Below are 17,636 nucleotides of genomic sequence, written 5' to 3'. Positions count from 1 at the left end.
GGCTGTCAATTCAATATGTCTATGAACGTGTCTTCTCTATTGTTTCGCTTGTGTCTCAAAGCGGGTGCAAAAGTACGATTCTTTTTTTATCCTGCAAGCCTTTTTTAAATTATTTTCAATTTATTTTTTCAGCCTCCCAAATCTCGAAAAATCCGTTGTTTTGCGGGTGGCAAAGATAAAATCCTTTTCCGAATCTCGCAAATCTTTTTTTAGATTTTTTCCTGATCTTTTTCCAGTGTCTACATAAGAACTTCGCCTTGAATGCGGGTGCAAAAGTACACAAGATTTTCATTCCCGCAAGCTTTATAAACACTTTTTTTTAACCTTTTTTACAATGCATTGGAAACGTGCGGCTTGGAATCGAAAGTTTTTTCAACCACAGCACTCTTGAAATGCCTTACACCTTCCCTTGGCTTGAAAAATAACCGCAAAACATGTTACGAATGAAATAAAACCCGAAGCCAGAAGCAAAATTTAGCAGGCCTGCATACCGTGAAAGCTTCCAAAAATGCCCCCTGTTTGCTAAATAGCCCCGACTGGAGGGAAAATCCTTTTCTTTTTTTCCTTAAAAAAAAGAAAAGATTTGGAAGAAAGGCGGGAATATGGAATTATTCGAAGCCGGAAGATTCGCTTCTAATCGAAACGAATTGCTTTTACAGGAGATATTTTTGTTATTATATAGGAAGGAATTAACAACACAAGTAAACATATTATTATGGTTCCTATATTAAGGAGGAGTATGTACATCCAATTTATATAGACTGGCGCTTCGTTTACATAGTAGTTTTCTGGATTGAGTTTGACGATGCCAAAATACTGTTGGATTAGAATTAAGCTTATTCCAATTGCATTACCCCAAAGTAGGCCGCGGAATATTAGATGCGAAGCATTGAAAAGGAAAATTTTTCTAACAGTCCAGTTGTTAGCTCCTAGTGACTTTAAAATCCCTATCATTTGTGTTCGCTCGAGGATGAGAACCAGAAGTGCTACTATCATATTAATGGTAGCAACGATTATCATTACAATTAAAATGACCTGGATGTTTATGTCGAACATTTTGAGCCATTCAAATATATAGAAGTATTTTTCGATGATGGTTTTTGTATCTAATGCTTTACTTGCATCTGCTTTATTGAATGTATTATTGTAAACTTCTTTTCCTATCGTTTCGATATTATCAAAATCGTTTACAAAAACCTCGAAGGAACCGACTTCATCTTGAGTCCACTTATTCATTCTTTGGATATGACGGATATCTCCCAAAACATATTTGGCATCAAATTCAGGAAATCCTGAGTTGAAAATTCCGGTTATCAAGAAGGCTCGACGGTTTGGAATCTTGTTTACTTCGTCCTTCATAAAGAAAGTCGTGAACTTATCACCAACTTTTAACTTCAATCGATCGGCAAGGAATTTTGAAATAATTACTTCTTCGTTAATATCTTGTGTGAGATTTGGAATTCTGCCTTGAACTAAATACTCCTTTATATTATCCCATTGATATTCCTTACCTACTCCTTTATATAGTATCCCTTCAAAAGCAGTTTCGGTTCTGATGATTCCCATCTTTGTAGCGACTGCTTGAATGTGATTCACCTCTGGAATGGATTTGAATTTTGGATAGAAATCTTGATTAGTAGAAATTGGAACCAAACTGACTTCGGATTGATTGCCGTCATAATTAGAAATAGTAACATGTCCGTTGAAATCTGAAACCTTTTGACGAATCTTTTGTTTTAGCCCTATTCCGGTTGCTACGGAAACAATCATCATAATCATTCCGATGGCAATCGCTGAGATTGCAATTTTTATAATTGGTGCAGATATACTACTTTTATGGTTTTTAGCAGTAATTAATCTTTTGGCTATAAAATATTCTAGATTCAATTTGATATTTTTGCTGATTTGATTTTCAAAAATACAGCTTTAGCGTTTAATTTACGCCAATTTTACTAATAATTATATTCTTCGAAAAATGATTTCTTTTTCTAAAACCATTCAAAACATAAAAATTTCCAAAACCTTGAAAATGGTTTTTATTCTAGCAGTTTTTACCTCTTGCAAAACCAAGGCAAAGGTGAATTATTCTGTTCCATCCGAAACAACAGTCAAAACGAAAATGAAATCGGAGAGGTTTCTAACAGGTGCTGATAACGTTTTGAGCTATTTCGACTTGATCGAAAATAAAAAAGTTGGCATTGTGACCAATCAAACGGGATTGATTACTTATGATTCTATAGTTAAACAAACAAAAAAGTTAGGCATTAGAGAAAGCAAAATTACCAAAACGGAACATATTGTTGATTATTTGGTCAAACAAAAAGATGTTGAACTGGTTAAGATTTATGCTCCTGAACATGGTTTTAGGGGAACTGCGGCAAATGGAGAACTGATTACCGATGGAAAAGACACGAAAACTGGCTTACCTATTTTATCCTTATATGGAAACAGCAAAAAACCCAGCAAAGAACAATTAGAAGGAATTGATGTTCTGCTTTTTGACTTGCAAGATGTTGGGGCTCGTTTTTATACTTATATTTCGCACCTACATTATATCATGGAAGCTTGTGCAGAACAAGGAATCCCATTGATTATTTTGGATAGGCCAAATCCGAATGGCGGAATTATCGATGGGCCCATTCTAGAACCCGAACATTCAAGTTTTATCGGGATGCATACGATACCGGTTTTGCACGGCATGACTATTGGAGAATATGCTTTGATGATTAACGGTCAAGGATGGCTGGCAAACGGGATTCAATGTGAAGTGAAAATTATTCCCTGTGAAAATTATAATCGCGAAATGCCTTATAGCCTTCCTGTAAAACCTTCACCAAACTTACCAAACGACCAATCCATCAATTTGTATGCAAGTTTGTGTTTTTTTGAGGGGACAAATGTGAGTATTGGAAGAGGAACTGATATGCAATTTCAAGTTTATGGCTCACCTTATTTGCCAAATACTGGATTTTCATTTAAACCAGAACCTAATGTAGGTTCGACCAATCCGCCAAATAAAGGATTGAATTGTTATGGCGAAGATTTGCGAAACGTAGAAAAAGTAACCCGATTGGAATTAAAATGGCTTATAAGAGCCTATCAAGAAACATTGGACAAAAGTAAATTTTTTACTCCCTTTTTCACCAAATTAGCGGGAAACAAAACGCTTCAGTTTCAAATTCAGGCCGGAATGCCTGAAGAACAAATTAGAGAAAGTTGGATACTGGGTTTGGAGGAATTTAGAATCATGCGACAACAATACTTAATTTACTAATATATTGTGCATTTGAAAAAATAAGAAAATTTTATCATATCGATTATTCATTATTATCTAGCTATTCCTTAAATTAGTGGGAATTATTAAAACAACAATAAACCAAATCTATTGATATGAAAAGAGCTGAAATTATATTGACCTTTATGGATGAACTCAAGAAGTTCATTGCATTTATTAACGAAGGTATTGAAAAGGGTATTGAACTTTTTGTTCAAGCCAAAATCTGGGTTCAAAGAATGATTGAATACCTTGAAATACGAATCACTAATTTTATTGACAGTGTTCGAGGACGAACTTTAGATTTGATTGAAACTTCTGACGATTATATGTTTGTATAAAAAAGATCCTGCTTCTCGGCAGGGTTTTTCATTTAGAGCTTTATTTTTTTCTTCATTTCCTCTACAATATTGAAAGCTGCTGGACAGATTGAAACATTCTTTAACGTCAAATCCGTAATTTGCTGAAACTTTTTTCTGTCAGTGTGTGGAAATTCTCTACATGCTTTTGGTCTGACATCATAAATCATACAATAATTATCGGCATCCAGAAAAGTACATGGAACACTTTTTAGCACATAATCGTTATCTTCATCTATTCTCAAATATTGATCGATAAACTGTTGGGGTTTTTGGCGGAACGATTTTGAAATCCTTTCAATATCTGCCAACGTGAAAAGCGGGCCTGTTGTTTTACAACAATTCGCACATTTCAGACAATCCGTTTTCTTAAATTCTCTGTCGTGGAGTTCCTGCATCACATAATCTAAATCCCGTGGCGGTTTCTTTTTGAGCTTATCAAAATACTTTTTATTTTCGATATGCTTATCTTTGGCTAGTTTTCCGAGTTCGTTTAATTGTGGTTTCAAGTTTAAATTTTAAAGTTGAGTTGCAAAGTTAAACAACTTTTAAACTTATAACCCTTTAAACTCATAAACACGCAATGAAAGATCTTTTTGGAAAAGCCATTTTAGATTATCAAACTAATAATACTCCTGAAGACTTGATTACCGAAACTTCTATTTCTGAAGAAGATGAAATGTCGGTTGCTTATTTGTTTCGTTCATTTGAAGAAATGCCTTCGATTGAACAAAAAGCGCTTGAACTCTCCAAAGGAAAAGTACTTGATATTGGATGTGGAGCTGGAAGTCATAGCTTATATCTTCAAAACAAAAAGAATTTGGATGTCACTTCAATCGACATCTCGGCAAATGCAATTGAATGTTGCCAACTTCGAGGATTGAAAAATGCAGTTGCAATGGATGTTTTGGATTTGGATTCAGCTACCAATAAGTTTGACACCATTCTATTATTGATGAATGGAACAGGAATATTTGGCACATTGAATAAAACGCCACTATTTCTTCAGAAATTGAAATCTTTGCTAAACCCTGGCGGACAGATTTTAATTGACAGTTCAGATATCATTTACATGTTTGATGAAGATGAAGACGGCGGAAAATGGATTCCATCTAACAATTATTATGGTGAAGTCACTTTTACAGTTACGTATAAAAAGGAGAGAGAAGATACATTTGAATGGTTGTATTTAGATTATAATACGTTGCAGAATGCTTGTTTTGATAACGGTTTGAAATGTGAATTGATTTCAGAAGGCGAACATTTTGATTATTTAGCGAAATTATACTAAACAAAAAACGTCTGAAAAGACGTTTTAAATTTTTATTTCGATGAAGCAATGGTTATGGGTAATGTATATAAAACCCTAACTGGTATTCCTTTTTGTTTTCCTGCAATCCATTTTGGTGATTTCGATAAAACTCGGATAGTTTCTTCTTTTGTTCCGTGACCAATATCTTTTAATACTTTGATATCTGAAAGACTTCCATCTTTTTCTACAACAAATTGAACGAGAATATTTCCTTTCAATTTTTTCACATTTGGTACTTTAAATTCTTGGCCAACAAAATTGTAGAATTCTTGCATACCGCCAACAAATTCAGGTTTTGAGTTTACATCATAATAAATTTTTTCATCAGATGAAACGTTGTTTTCTGTATCTGTGGTTTGAGCAAAAGTTGTTTCTGACATAGAAAACATCAACAAAAGCAAGAGTATCTTTTGCATGCTTATGGAATATTTAGATATTTATGTGTTTGCAACGAAACTCTCCATTTTGGATTGTTCATAACATAATCAACAATCAAGGGAGTCATTTCTTCTTTTTTGCTCCATTCGGGTTGAAGAAATAGAATGGCATTGCTGTTTACTTTTTCGGCTTGTTCTTCGGCAAAGATAAAATCGTGTTTGTTGTAGATAATGACTTTTAGTTCGTGTGCATTATCATACACGGTTTGGGTTGGAAGTTTGTTTTTCTTTGGCGAGAGACAAATCCAATCCCAGGTTCCAGTTAAAGGATAGGCTCCAGATGTTTCGATATGAACACGACGGTTTCTGTCTTTTAACATTTGCGTAAGTAAAGTCATGTCCCACGTTAAAGGTTCTCCCCCTGTGATGACAACCGTTTCGGAATATTTTGAAGCATTTTCTACGATATGATCGATATGGGTTGGTGGATGAATTGCTGCATTCCAGCTTTCCTTTACATCACACCAGTGACAACCTACATCGCATCCGCCAATTCTGATAAAATAGGCAGCTGTTCCTGTGTGATACCCCTCGCCTTGGATAGTATAGAACTCTTCCATTAGCGGAAGCATGGTTCCTTTTTCGACTTCGGTTTGTATTTCTTTTGGTAACATTTTATTTTTTAAATAGTTTGCAAAGATAAGGTTCTTTTTTACAAATGTTTAAAAGATGCCTAAAGTTATTATCATAGCCCTGATGGTGACATTGTTTGAGCTCTTGCAACTGCCGTAAGAGCTGTTGCAAAGCGAGTGGCTCCAGCAGGAATATGGTTTCTGAAAATGCCCGAGCGATTTGCTCCTAAATAAAAAAAACCGATAACGCGTAATGTTATCGGTTTTAGTTTATTCTTAAATTATATTACAATAATTTTAAAGTGCTTATTGCTGTTTCATCTGTTGGATCGATGGCTAAAGCTTTTTGGAAATATTCTTTTGCTTTTGCTTTATCGGTTTTTGCAAAATGAATTCCTAAGTTATTGTAAGCTTCTACAAATTTTGTTTTGTTTGCTGGCTTGGCCATTTCTTCAGGACCTTTTTCGGTTACTACTCTGATAAAATCTTCATAGTTTTTAACCATTTCCGCCTGTGCTACAGCGTCATTTTCTAACAAACTGTTTATACGGGCTTTGTAGATATAAGCATCTTGAGTTGTTGGTGAAGCAGCGATAACATTTGCGAAAGCTGTATTTGCTTTTGCCACAATTGCAGGATCTATGGTTTGGCCTTCTTCTAAATTTACATTACCAAAGTATAAAGCATATCCCAAATAGAAATTGTCATAAAGAAAGTTTCTCGAGTCAGGATTAGTTGTAGCCACTTCATAGATAGCAGCTGCTTCGTTGTATAATTTTAAGTCGAAGAATTTTTTTCCGATATCATTCAATTCGTTTGCCATTGCTGGATCCATTTCAACACCTTTGCTGATATCTGCAACTCCGCCAGCAAATAGGGTTTGGTCAACAGTACTTACAGGTTTTCCTTCGGCATCTGTAGTTGTTGTCAATGCTTTATTGGTTTTTGCCATACCTAAATATAAGTAGTCACGACCAATTGGTTTTGCATTGCTTTTTGCCAAGAAATCGTTCAAAGCCTTGATTGCTGCATCTGGATTATTGTTTTCGAAAGCTGAATATCCTAGATAACGTAGAATTCTAGGATTTACTTTGTCTAATTTTTGCATTTCATTTGCTTCCTTTTCCAAAGCTGCATAGTCTTTTGTCAAGATAAGGAAATCGGCATGACGCATACGAGAATCCAACGAATAATCGGTCAAACTCATGTATTTCTCATAGTTTTGAATTGCTAATTTATTGTAGGCAGCATATTGAGCTTTATCGTTAAGTCCCCATAAATAATAGGTTTCTGCAATTTCTCTATAAGCTGGACCATAATTAGGGTTGGTTGCCAAGATGTTATCAAAAGCCGCTTTTGCTTCTTTGAAAGCTTTTGAACCTTTTGTAATAACACCTAATTGCAATTTTGCTCTTAAAACTGAATTGTCAGCATCAAAAGAATTACGGTAAGCTGAATAAGCTTCGTTTACATTTCCATCTCCTTTGTAGGCATCACCTAACGAAAGTAATACTTGGGCATCCATTGGTTGGATTGCTTTGGCTTTATTGATATGAACAAGAGCTGTTTTGTAATCCGGTTTTTCGATATTCATATAGGCACGACCAATATACATGAACTCTTCGAAATCTTTTCTTCGCATATCGGCAGTAGCTTTGTCAAAATTTGCTTTAGCAGCTGCTACATTTCCATTATCTAAATCAATCTGACCAAGACCTATGTAGTTAAAATTAGCTTCTTTTTTGGCTAACAAACCTTTTTCATAAGTTACTTTAGCTGAATCCTCTAACTTTTGAGTAAGGTATAAATTACCTAGAACAAAGAAATTTTTTCCTTCGTCAGCTTTAGTATTGATTAGGGTTTTTAAAATCTTTTTGGCTTTTTCGTACTGTTCAGCATCAATTGCTTTTTTAGCTTGCTCCAAATCTTGAGCATAAGCTCCGGTTCCGAATGCAAGTAGGGCAATGCTGAAAATTTTTAACTTGTTCATAGTATTCTGATTTATTTATTATTTTATAATTCATTTCGGACATTCAGCTCTCTTGATGGAATTCTAACAGGCAATAATCCTGACTTTAGAATAATCCTTTGGCCGATCTCTCCTGCTACAAAAGAAGCAAATCCCATACCCAAACCGTCCTTTCCTTGATAATTTAACATATAGATTGGACGCTTCAAGGGATATAAACCCTCGCCTAGATTGGATTGATTCGGTTTGTAGTACATAGTACTGTTAGGCTGATTTTTAACATTTCTGACACTCATAACGGAAATATTGTCCAAATATTGCTCAGTTTCTGAGTAAGGTTGTACCAATATATTAAGACCTATAACGCCAATAGTTCCTGGGTTTTTAGTTACATATTCTAATACTTCATTTTGAGAATTTAGAGAATAAATGTTCTTTTTTTGACCATTTTTAACTCCTGCCAAGTTGTTCATATAACTGACTATACTAGAATTAGGATTCTCAAAAACTAACCCCTTTATCTTGCTCTCTTTTTCTTGCAATAAGTTGATTACTTCTTGCAAGTCGATAAGTGTATCATTTGAATTTTTATTCGTCACAAAAACAATTGCATCCGATGCAAAATGGGTAACTTTAGGGGTGATTTTCTTTTGCTTAAAATGATTCTCTTCTTGCGTAGTGAGTTTTCTAGTTAAAATTGCAATTTGAGCTTTATCCGAAAGCAGGTCGTTTACAATTTCAGATTCTGTTTTATTAACCAAAGAAAGTTTAGCTCTGTATTGGCTTTCGAAAACATCTGTTTGATCTTCAATAATTGGCTGAAGTGTTTGATCTACATAGATGGTCGCTGTTCCTTCCAAAATTGTTTCTTCCAATTTTTCAGGTTGATCTGATTTTTCCTTACATGCAAAAACAACTACAGTAATCAATCCGATAAAGAATACTATTTTAAAAAAAAGTGTTTTCATAAAAAGATTATTTTGGTTATTTTTTTTGCATGAGACGCACAAACCTTAGAAAAGAATAAACGATTAGAAGTACCCCAAAAGCTATTCGGTAATTGTCAGATAATGCAATTGGAAATTTTTTCCAGAAGATGATTATCAATCCTAAAACGAAATAGATCAGGAAAAACAATATTCCTAAAACGAGCAGAAATCGCCCTTTAAGCGATTTCTGAACTCTTTGATGTGTATTTTCACGGTTATTCATTCCTTAATTCCCAGACACAATGCTGATTGGTAATGAATATAAAACCCTAACTGGACGACCATTTTGGATACCTGGTTTCCATTTTGGAGATTTTTGCAAAACTCTAATAGCTTCTTTTCCTGTTCCATAACCTAGATCTCTCATTACTTTGATATCTGTTAAAGAACCATCCTTTTCAACTACGAATTGAACAAAAACTTTTCCTTTTAGATCTTCACCTTCTGGAACACGGTAGTTTTTACCTACGAAGTCATAAAACTTTTGAATTCCTCCAGGGAAATCAGGTTTTACTTCTACTGCATTGTAGATTTGATTGTCCTCTACAATTTTTTGATCTGTGTTTGGACCATCACCAGACGGCTCATCGATAACGATTTTACCATCATCTCTACCTTTAACGTCTTTAGTACCGACGTTTTTATCCTTAAGTTCCTCAATTGTCTTGATTTCCTCCACAACTTCTTCCTTCTTTACAACCTTAGGCTTAACAAATTTTACTTCATCAATTTTTGGCGCAGGTGGTGGTGGTGGTGGTGGTGGGATCAATGGCTTTGGTTCATCTGGTGGTGGAGCAATTGTAGCCATATCAACCATAGTAACTTTTTCAGCTTCTTCCTCTTTATCGCTTCCCCAATCAATTAAAGGCAATGCTAACAAAGAAGCAAAAACAAAAGCACCAATTGCCAGAGCTATCAAAGTGGTTCTTGGATTTTTTTTACGCAATTCGTAGGCACCATAACTTTTGTTACGACCTTCGAAGACCATATCAATCCATTTCTGTTTATATATATCTAATTTCATATCTCTTATTTTAATTAAGAACTTTTGTTCTAATTATCAAACAATGCTTCTTCTTCTTTAGTGATGTCAACAATTGCATAAACAGTAACTTTGCTAATTGCCATTTCGTCCAAAACATCTACAAGATTCTTATAAGTAGATTCTTTATGCGCTTTTATCAAAACGATTAACCCTTTTTTAGGATCACCCATCAATTGAGGAACTGAAACCATTTTTTCTTGGATATCTTTACGAATTCCTTCTCTGCCGTATTTATTATCCTTCAAAGGTTCGACTGGCTCATTCAATTGCCCCATATAAGTCTTAATCTTATTATCCGGTCCAACAAGGATATTAAGCGTTCTCTCTTGAGCAATTTTAACTGGTTCACTAGTGTCATCTTTATCCGGCATAGCCAAATCCATCGATTGCGGCTTTGACAAAGAGGTTGTTAACATAAAGAATGTAATCAATAAGAAAGCCAAATCCACCATTGCCGTTAAATCGACGGAAGAGTTCTGTTTTTTACTTCTTACTTTGCCACCTTTTTTACCACCTCCACTGTCGCCAGTATCTAATTGTGCCATTTTATATTTTTTATATTAAAAATTATCACTTCTTAAACCAGTAACCAAATTGAATTTGTTTACTTTCTGTTTTTGCAAAATATCCATTATCTTTTTGATTTCTGGATACTGTTCTTTAGCATCGCCTTTGATTGCAAAATTCAATTGCTTTTCATTCACTTCAGCATTTGCATTTCTTGCAGCTTTTACCCATTTTTCCAATTGATTATTCAATGAATCATGAGGAATACCTGATTGCAAACCTTTCTGATTTCTTTCTGAAGCGGATAAAGCAATTAATGTTCTTAATTGATTTACTGGAACTCCGAACTCCTCCATCAAACTGAAACGTTTCTTTTCTTCATCGGTAAATGAAATTTTATATTCATCTGAAATTGCTTCCAATGTTCTAATTCTAACATCTGGAGCTTTAACACCGAAGAATACTTTACCGCTATCTCCTATCGTAATAATCGCCAGATCTGTTTCTGGTAATTTTACTTGTACCGTAGACGAAGGCGTTTCAACTGGCAATGGCTCTGGTTGTTTTGCCGTTGCAGTCAAGATAAAGAAAGTCAGCAAAAGGAAAGCAACATCACACATAGCAGTCATATCGATTGCCGTAGCCTTTTTGGACATTTTTACTTTAGCCATATTTGTTTTTTAATATTTATAGAAAGCTATAAATTATTAATATTAGTTTCTTAAACTTCCTCTGAATCTTCTGTAAGTACCAACGATTGTAGCACCTGCCTCATCAATAGAATACGTCAAAGTATCGATTTTAGAAGTAAAGAAGTTATAAGCAATAATTGCCAATGCAGAAGTAGAGATACCTGTTGCAGTATTGATAAGTGCTTCAGAGATACCATTTGCAAGAGCAGCTTGATCAGGAGTTCCAGAAGTCGCCAAGGCACCAAACGCCGTGATCATCCCCATTACAGTTCCCAAAAGACCTGCAAGAGTTCCCAGAGATACTAAAGTAGAAAGAATTGTCATATTTTTTTCTAACATTGGCATTTCTAATGAAGTAGCCTCTTCGATTTCTTTTTGAATAGTTTCTGCAGCAGCTTCGCTATCGAAACCTTCTTTTTTAACTTCATTATATTTTATCAAAGCAGCTTTGATAGAGTTTGCAACTGAACCTTTTTGTTTGTCACAATCAGCAATTGCAGCCTCAATGTTACCTGCATGAATGTTTTCCTGTACATTTTTCATGAATTTATCCAAGCTTCCTGTTCCAGCAGCTTTAGATATTACGAAGAAACGCTCAATAGAGAAAACAACTACCATTAATAACAATCCCATCAAAACTGGTACAATTTTTCCTCCTTTGTAAACCATCGCCAAATAGTTTCCTGGTAGTGGATGACCTGTATTATCACCGCCTTCAAAATTTGACCCAGCACCCATTACATATTTCCATATAAGTATTCCTATACCAATACATGCTACAATTACTAGTCCAGAGAATAAATTACCTCCATTTGAACCATTTTCTTTCTGCGCTACATTTGCGTTTGCCATCTTTTTTTAAATTTTAGTTTTTAAAAATTTTAATAATACTTAATTCTTAAGGTTTCTTTTAATGATTATTATCAGAATGACAAATTTATATTTTTACATCATATAAAAAAATAAAAATTCCTTTTTTATTGATTATTAACAATAATTTTTGATATCAATAACACCATGTTAAACCAATATTAAATCTCTTATTTTTAATAATAAATCGATTTCGTTAGAAATTATTCAAAATTTAATAATCAGATTACGATTTTCATTCTTTTCGTTGTCAAAACTTCAACAGCAATTCGTCTTGTTTAATAACTCCATTCTTGTTAATTATATTGTGCATAACATTAAATTTACATTGAAACTCGTGAATTCATCAATATTTTCATTCAAAATAATTGCCAAATCAAAAAGTATTCTATTTTTGTTAATACGTTTAGTCCAATAATAATCTAATTCCGATACAAAATGTCAAAAAAAGAAGTGTTTTCCGCACACATAAATCAAGGATATTCTTCCAAAGGTGAGAGCATTATTCTAGGTGGCGCTCTACTTGATGGTGAAGCTTTACAAGATACACTCGTTAAAATTCCGCTCAAGACTTTAAACCGCCACGGACTAATTGCAGGAGCTACAGGTACTGGAAAAACCAAAACAATTCAAGTTTTATCCGAACAATTATCTTCCTTTGGAATTCCTGTCTTGATGATGGACATTAAGGGAGATTTCAGCGGAATCGCTCAACCAGGAGAAGAACTTCCTTTTATCACCGAACGACATGCTAAAATTGGCTTGCCCTATTCTACCTCTGGATTTCCGGTAGAGCTGATGACACTTTCTGCTCAAAATGGTGTAAGACTTAGAGCTACAGTTTCCGAGTTTGGACCAGTGTTGTTTTCGCGAATACTCAACCTCAACGATACTCAAGCTGGAGTTGTTTCGGTAATATTCAAATATTGTGATGACAACAAGATGCCATTGCTCGATTTGAAGGACATCAAAAAAGTCATTAATTATATAACTGAAGAAGGAAAAGCAGAAATTGAGGAACATTATGGCAAGATTTCGACCTCAACAACAGGAACAATCCTTAGAAAGATCATAGAACTGGAACAGCAAGGCGGTGATTTATTTTTCGGAGAAATGTCATTCGATATTAATGATTTGATGCGAATTGACGAAAACGGAAAAGGCTACATTAATATAATACGTCTTACCGACATTCAAGACAAGCCGAAATTATTCTCTACCTTTATGTTGAGTTTATTAGCCGAAATCTACCAACAAATGCCCGAACAAGGCGATTCTGGACAACCAGAACTTGTAATTTTTATCGATGAAGCACACCTTATATTTAATGAAGCCAGCAAAACATTATTGGATCAAATTGAAAGTATTGTAAAACTAATTCGATCTAAAGGTGTCGGGATTTATTTTGTAACCCAGAATCCGATGGACGTTCCAAGTGCTGTTTTGGCACAATTAGGCTTGAAAATTCAACATGCCTTGAGAGCTTTTACTGCAAATGATCGAAAAGCCATCAAGATGACTGCCGAGAATTATCCGCTTTCTGATTATTATAAAACCGATGAAACTTTGACTAGTCTTGGAATCGGAGAAGCTTTGGTTACTGCCTTGAACGAAAAAGGGGTTCCGACACCTCTTGCTGCAACCATGATGAGGGCTCCAATGAGCAGAATGGATGTCTTATCAGAAAATGAAATTGCAACAATAAACAGCAAGTCGAAGCTAGTTAAAAAATACAGCGAAGTTATCGATAGGGAAAGTGCCTATGAAATGCTCAATAAAAAGATTCAAGCGATAGAATCCGAAGAAAAAGAAATTGAAGCTAAAAAACAAGAAGAAAAGCAAGAGCGAAAAACGGGTTCTGAACCCATGAGCCAAACCACAAAAGGGGTTATAAAAGTACTTACAAGTGCTACCTTTATTAGAGGTGTTTTTGGTGTACTGACCAAGTTGTTTAAAAAATAATTGTTTAAAACTCCAAAAAACAAATTTCAAAAAACAAATAAATTTCAAATACCAATATATGGTAAATAAAAAATTCCAAACCTTTGCCTCTAGCAACCGTTTGGAATTTTTATTTATAATCTAGGTATTGAAACTTGGAATTTATTTGTTTTTTGGAATTTTTTATTTGTGATTTAATAGCGAAATGATCTTCTCCTCCACTTCCTTACTATCCCAAATAGTCTCGATATTTTCCATCTCCAAAACCTGCTTCATGATACCATCCTGGAAATCGCCCATTGCCAAAGCTTCGGAATAGGGATGTGAACTAAAGGTTACTCGACTATATAAAGGCATCCATTTATCAGGGTGTTTTTCCGAGAAATGTTTTTCTATTTTTTTCTGAAGCAGGAACTTTTCATCAGCCGTTTTCGAACTCATTTCCATAAAATTTCTATAGGAAAGTTCGGCAATCGCATCAGCATTTGGTTTTCTGGATTGTTCATATTCCTTGAAAATGGTTTCCCAATCATCACCGTGTTTTTCCATGATTTCACTCAAAATGGTGATGTCTTCAAAACCAGCATTCATTCCATGACCATAAAAAGGAACTATTGCATGACAGGCGTCACCAATCAAGGCCACTTTGTCTTCAAATGTCCAAGGAAAACACTTCATCGTAACCAAATAACTCGTAGGATTTTTAAAGAAATCTTCCACCAAATTCGGGATCACTTCTTTTGTATCAGGGAAATGATTGGCGAAAAAAGCCACCAATGCTTCCTTGTCTTTTAAATTTTCGAAAGAATTCTCCCCTTCATGTGGCATAAACAACGTGCACGTGAAACTTCCATCAGGATTAGCCAATGCCATCAGCATAAATTCGCCACGAGGCCAGATGTGCAAAGAGTTTTTATCAATCTTATGAGTTCCATCGGCATTAGCCGGAATATTAAGCTCCTTGTAACCTATCTTTAAAAATTCCTGCGAATAATTAAACATACTTTGGCGTTGCATCCTGTGTCGTACTCTCGAAAAAGCACCATCGGCACCAAAAACCTTATCGTACTTTAATTCTTCCCACTCCCCTCTTTCGGTTTCTCCAATATGAAGTGATGCATCCGACAGGGTAACATCCCACACCTTATGATCAAAGAAGAACTCTACTCCTTCGGCTTCCGCCAAATCGATCATCTTGCGGTTTAGCAATCCCCTTGAAAGCGAAAAAATAGCTTCGCCATCCTTTCCATAATATTGATAGTTGAGCTTATCGGCCATGTGAATCGCACGCTTGTCTACAGGAATTCCTATCTTCTTGATCTCTTCATCAAGTCCAATATCTTTTAGGGTTTTCCAACCACGATTTGACATGACAAGATTAATCGAACGTCCCGAGAATTGGATCTTCCTGATATCAGGACTTCTGTCGAAAACATGAACCGTATGCCCTGCTTTCTTTAAATAAATAGCCAATAGCGTACCAACAAGTCCAGAACCTACAACGGCTATCTTTAGGGATTTTTGCATCAGGAAATATTCTAAATAAGAGTGCAAAAATAAGTATTTATAATGTAATAGGATTCAAAAAGGTTTAAAGTTTAAGGGTTTAAAGGTTTGAGTGGTTTTGGGCAAATAAAAAAACGCGTTTGAAATAGATCTCAAACGCGTTTTCGGGGAATATATAGTGGGTTGTTATTTTTTCTTCTTAGAATCAATAATGGCTCCTGTTCCGGCACCAACACCAGCTCCTGCCAAACCACCAATGATGGCTCCTTCTCCTTTTTTCTTACTTACGATAGCTCCTGTTGCAGCACCAACGCCAGCTCCAATTACAGCTCCTTTAGCTGCCGAACTCCATTTTTTTCTTTCTGTAGTGGTCGTGGTAGCTGCTGGAGCGGCTTGATTCACCACTACAACTTCTCGCTTAGCTGCTTCTTGTTGCTTTTGAGCTTCTAATTTCATAGAGTCAATCACTTTTTGCTTGGCCATTTCCATTTTCATAGAATCAATTGCTACTTGCTTTGCATCTTCATATACTTTGGCTTCGTCGTTCGTGTTCTTGCATGAAAAAATCGCTAACGATAATAATGCTACATATACTGCTTTCATAATTGTTTTATTTTAATGTTCATTACAAAGAAACAACAGCTTGAAATGAATTGCATTATGAAATTTTGAAGAAGGTTTATAAGATTTTGGAAGTAAAAAAATTAGCTTATCGATTATAAGGTTATCAATTTAAAGGTATTGCCTAATTGTCAGGCTTAATTCCTCATGCTTATTTATGGTCATAAAGTGACCTCCACCTTCTACTATACTATTAGCTTTTACAAATCGTAGTGGCAGGATTTTATCCGATGAGCCGTGGATGTGAAAACAATTCTGAGGTGCTTTTATATTCTTCCAATTAACGATTGCATCGATTGCCCATTTCAGGAAACGTGGATCTGTATCCTCCAATATCTCAGTTAGCAGCTTTTTATCTTCTTGCTTTTTTATGCCAAATAACCAAAAACTAAAAAAATTGGCGTGCTTCATTAATTGTGTGGGTACGAGTTTATGAAGTTGCAAAGCTCCCATGAAGCGATAATAAAAAGGAACTTCGTTTTTTGTTTTTGCCGAAGCAATCAGTATGATTTTCTCCGTTTGGATCTGCTTCGCTACTTCTGTCGCCATGATTCCTCCAAAGGATAATCCTATCAAGATTGGCTTTTCTGTTTTAATTTGTTTCGTCAATCGTTTTGCATAGTCTTCGATGGTTTCCTTATCTACTGGTGCAATCCATTTTATAAAAGTGACATCAAAACCTGAAAAGTCCAAATACTTGAATACGCGTTTGTCGGCTCCAAGTCCGCTAAAGATGTATAGTTTTTTCATCATTCAACAACTCCAATTATAACTCCAAAATTTCCATCAATTTGCATCCAGTTTTCCTTTGGCAAATAGGTCCTGGATACAAATCCATCCAAATACAACGCATTCTTGCATCCCAAACTTTTAAAATATGCCGCAAAATCATAGAAGTTGATTTCCTTCTTAGACATTGCAAAAACAATTTTGCCATCAGGCAATGTCCCAACACCATTTCGGATATGCACATTTGGCGAACCTTCTTTAAAATCGGGATGAATCTTTCCATCAATCACCAACATTGGTCCCGATTGTGTTGCATACTGTATTTCTGATGTGTTTTTAAACGTTTCAGTCTCACAAATTACTGCCTTGTTTTTAGTTGTCAGATAAAAAACGCCATTGGGTTTCATATAAAAATTGCCATTCCCAACAGCAGTATCAAGAGGCGAAAGTATTTTTGTTTTTTCGATATAAAGTCCCTGAGGCGAATTGTCCTTTTTATACATTCCGGCATTCATGGCAAATTCTAACTTCTGATTGTGTTTCCCCAGCCATGTTTTTAAATTTTGGATACTTTTGAAATGCTCTTGCTTTTCATTTTTCCAGTACATCTTCACCTGCTTTTGGGTAGGATCGACACTATAGGTCACAAAACGATCATCAGTATCTTTTTGAATGTATGCCGATACAAGAACCACAACAAACAAAAGTACTGTAACTGTCAGTAGGATCTGAATTCTATTTTTCATCATAAACGGATCTTTTACCGAACTAAAATACATCAAAACTAAACACGAATTCTATTAGGTCTAAAAA

Annotated in this window: 18 protein-coding genes; 4 read left to right on the top strand and 14 right to left on the bottom strand. The window is 35.1% G+C overall.

What is annotated here, in order from left to right; genetic code table 11:
• Positions 1-633: 633 nt before the first annotated feature.
• Positions 634-1,887: an ABC transporter permease gene (locus G508_RS0115235; protein ID WP_026706127.1), complete on the bottom strand. Its 1,254-nt coding sequence runs from the start codon at positions 1,885-1,887 to the stop codon at positions 634-636.
• A gap of 142 nt (positions 1,888-2,029) precedes the next feature.
• Here G508_RS0115235 and G508_RS0115230 point away from each other — a divergent pair, with 142 nt between their 5' ends.
• On the top strand, positions 2,030-3,274 hold the full coding sequence (locus G508_RS0115230) for an exo-beta-N-acetylmuramidase NamZ family protein (RefSeq protein WP_407918636.1): 1,245 nt from the start codon (positions 2,030-2,032) through the stop codon (positions 3,272-3,274).
• A gap of 116 nt (positions 3,275-3,390) precedes the next feature.
• Entirely contained in the window at positions 3,391-3,615 is a 225-nt protein-coding gene (locus tag G508_RS0115225; protein WP_026706125.1) for a hypothetical protein, read from the top strand.
• Positions 3,616-3,647: 32 nt separating this feature from the next.
• On the opposite strand, the gene G508_RS0115220 is transcribed toward G508_RS0115225, so the two are convergent.
• Positions 3,648-4,142, bottom strand: coding sequence for a YkgJ family cysteine cluster protein (locus G508_RS0115220; protein ID WP_026706124.1), 495 nt, complete (start codon positions 4,140-4,142; stop codon positions 3,648-3,650).
• A 74-nt stretch (positions 4,143-4,216) separates the two neighbouring features.
• On the opposite strand from G508_RS0115220, the gene G508_RS0115215 reads away from it, so the two are divergent.
• Positions 4,217-4,924 (top strand): class I SAM-dependent methyltransferase, encoded by a 708-nt coding sequence (locus tag G508_RS0115215; protein WP_026706123.1) that lies wholly within the window; start codon positions 4,217-4,219, stop codon positions 4,922-4,924.
• Positions 4,925-4,956: 32 nt separating this feature from the next.
• On the opposite strand, the gene G508_RS19145 is transcribed toward G508_RS0115215, so the two are convergent.
• From G508_RS19145 to G508_RS0115175, 8 genes are all read right to left on the bottom strand, one after another.
• A complete protein-coding gene (locus G508_RS19145; RefSeq protein ID WP_051197686.1) occupies positions 4,957-5,361 on the bottom strand; it encodes an energy transducer TonB in 405 nt (134 codons plus the stop codon).
• A gap of 2 nt (positions 5,362-5,363) precedes the next feature.
• Positions 5,364-5,996, bottom strand: coding sequence for a 7-carboxy-7-deazaguanine synthase QueE (locus tag G508_RS0115205; protein ID WP_026706122.1), 633 nt, complete (start codon positions 5,994-5,996; stop codon positions 5,364-5,366).
• A gap of 244 nt (positions 5,997-6,240) precedes the next feature.
• Positions 6,241-7,944, bottom strand: coding sequence for a tetratricopeptide repeat protein (locus G508_RS0115200; protein ID WP_026706121.1), 1,704 nt, complete (start codon positions 7,942-7,944; stop codon positions 6,241-6,243).
• Between the two features lie 23 nt (positions 7,945-7,967).
• Positions 7,968-8,891, bottom strand: a complete 924-nt coding sequence (locus G508_RS0115195; RefSeq protein WP_026706120.1) for a substrate-binding domain-containing protein — start codon at positions 8,889-8,891, stop codon at positions 7,968-7,970.
• A gap of 247 nt (positions 8,892-9,138) precedes the next feature.
• Positions 9,139-9,936 carry an energy transducer TonB gene (locus G508_RS0115190; protein ID WP_026706119.1) on the bottom strand — a complete coding sequence of 266 codons (798 nt, stop codon included), beginning with the start codon at positions 9,934-9,936 and terminating at the stop codon, positions 9,139-9,141.
• 29 nt (positions 9,937-9,965) lie between these two features.
• Positions 9,966-10,502 carry an ExbD/TolR family protein gene (locus G508_RS0115185; protein WP_026706118.1) on the bottom strand — a complete coding sequence of 179 codons (537 nt, stop codon included), beginning with the start codon at positions 10,500-10,502 and terminating at the stop codon, positions 9,966-9,968.
• Between the two features lie 15 nt (positions 10,503-10,517).
• Positions 10,518-11,135 (bottom strand): ExbD/TolR family protein, encoded by a 618-nt coding sequence (locus G508_RS0115180; protein ID WP_026706117.1) that lies wholly within the window; start codon positions 11,133-11,135, stop codon positions 10,518-10,520.
• A 42-nt stretch (positions 11,136-11,177) separates the two neighbouring features.
• Positions 11,178-12,008 (bottom strand): MotA/TolQ/ExbB proton channel family protein, encoded by an 831-nt coding sequence (locus G508_RS0115175; RefSeq protein WP_026706116.1) that lies wholly within the window; start codon positions 12,006-12,008, stop codon positions 11,178-11,180.
• Between the two features lie 456 nt (positions 12,009-12,464).
• On the opposite strand from G508_RS0115175, the gene G508_RS0115170 reads away from it, so the two are divergent.
• Positions 12,465-13,988, top strand: coding sequence for a helicase HerA-like domain-containing protein (locus G508_RS0115170; RefSeq protein WP_026706115.1), 1,524 nt, complete (start codon positions 12,465-12,467; stop codon positions 13,986-13,988).
• A 162-nt stretch (positions 13,989-14,150) separates the two neighbouring features.
• On the opposite strand, the gene G508_RS0115165 is transcribed toward G508_RS0115170, so the two are convergent.
• From G508_RS0115165 to G508_RS0115150, 4 genes are all read right to left on the bottom strand, one after another.
• On the bottom strand, positions 14,151-15,494 hold the full coding sequence (locus G508_RS0115165; RefSeq protein ID WP_026706114.1) for an FAD-dependent oxidoreductase: 1,344 nt from the start codon (positions 15,492-15,494) through the stop codon (positions 14,151-14,153).
• A gap of 165 nt (positions 15,495-15,659) precedes the next feature.
• Positions 15,660-16,076 (bottom strand): YMGG-like glycine zipper-containing protein, encoded by a 417-nt coding sequence (locus tag G508_RS0115160; protein ID WP_026706113.1) that lies wholly within the window; start codon positions 16,074-16,076, stop codon positions 15,660-15,662.
• A gap of 129 nt (positions 16,077-16,205) precedes the next feature.
• Positions 16,206-16,847: an alpha/beta hydrolase gene (locus G508_RS0115155; RefSeq protein WP_035694955.1), complete on the bottom strand. Its 642-nt coding sequence runs from the start codon at positions 16,845-16,847 to the stop codon at positions 16,206-16,208.
• Positions 16,844-17,572 carry a phosphodiester glycosidase family protein gene (locus tag G508_RS0115150; protein WP_084626004.1) on the bottom strand — a complete coding sequence of 243 codons (729 nt, stop codon included), beginning with the start codon at positions 17,570-17,572 and terminating at the stop codon, positions 16,844-16,846. Before G508_RS0115150 ends, G508_RS0115155 begins: the two co-directional genes overlap by 4 nt.
• Positions 17,573-17,636: the final 64 nt, after the last annotated feature.

Origin of the sequence: Flavobacterium soli DSM 19725 (genome assembly GCF_000422705.1) — a bacterium.
Lineage (GTDB): Bacteria > Bacteroidota > Bacteroidia > Flavobacteriales > Flavobacteriaceae > Flavobacterium > Flavobacterium soli.
Note: the sequence above shows the minus strand (reverse complement) of the source record. Positions and strands in the feature narration are given on the sequence as shown.

Bases quoted from the DNA above. Each gene is read 5' to 3' on its own strand.
- G508_RS0115230 (WP_407918636.1), top strand. From the start codon at position 2,030: ATGGTTTTTATTCTAGCAGTTTTTACCTCTTGCAAAACCAAGGCAAAG.
- G508_RS0115225 (WP_026706125.1), top strand. From the start codon at position 3,391: ATGAAAAGAGCTGAAATTATATTGACCTTTATGGATGAACTCAAGAAG.
- G508_RS0115215 (WP_026706123.1), top strand. From the start codon at position 4,217: ATGAAAGATCTTTTTGGAAAAGCCATTTTAGATTATCAAACTAATAAT.
- G508_RS19145 (WP_051197686.1), bottom strand. From the start codon at position 5,361: ATGCAAAAGATACTCTTGCTTTTGTTGATGTTTTCTATGTCAGAAACA.
- G508_RS0115205 (WP_026706122.1), bottom strand. From the start codon at position 5,996: ATGTTACCAAAAGAAATACAAACCGAAGTCGAAAAAGGAACCATGCTT.
- G508_RS0115200 (WP_026706121.1), bottom strand. From the start codon at position 7,944: ATGAACAAGTTAAAAATTTTCAGCATTGCCCTACTTGCATTCGGAACC.
- G508_RS0115195 (WP_026706120.1), bottom strand. From the start codon at position 8,891: ATGAAAACACTTTTTTTTAAAATAGTATTCTTTATCGGATTGATTACT.
- G508_RS0115190 (WP_026706119.1), bottom strand. From the start codon at position 9,936: ATGAAATTAGATATATATAAACAGAAATGGATTGATATGGTCTTCGAA.
- G508_RS0115185 (WP_026706118.1), bottom strand. From the start codon at position 10,502: ATGGCACAATTAGATACTGGCGACAGTGGAGGTGGTAAAAAAGGTGGC.
- G508_RS0115180 (WP_026706117.1), bottom strand. From the start codon at position 11,135: ATGGCTAAAGTAAAAATGTCCAAAAAGGCTACGGCAATCGATATGACT.
- G508_RS0115175 (WP_026706116.1), bottom strand. From the start codon at position 12,008: ATGGCAAACGCAAATGTAGCGCAGAAAGAAAATGGTTCAAATGGAGGT.
- G508_RS0115170 (WP_026706115.1), top strand. From the start codon at position 12,465: ATGTCAAAAAAAGAAGTGTTTTCCGCACACATAAATCAAGGATATTCT.
- G508_RS0115165 (WP_026706114.1), bottom strand. From the start codon at position 15,494: ATGCAAAAATCCCTAAAGATAGCCGTTGTAGGTTCTGGACTTGTTGGT.
- G508_RS0115160 (WP_026706113.1), bottom strand. From the start codon at position 16,076: ATGAAAGCAGTATATGTAGCATTATTATCGTTAGCGATTTTTTCATGC.
- G508_RS0115155 (WP_035694955.1), bottom strand. From the start codon at position 16,847: ATGATGAAAAAACTATACATCTTTAGCGGACTTGGAGCCGACAAACGC.
- G508_RS0115150 (WP_084626004.1), bottom strand. From the start codon at position 17,572: ATGATGAAAAATAGAATTCAGATCCTACTGACAGTTACAGTACTTTTG.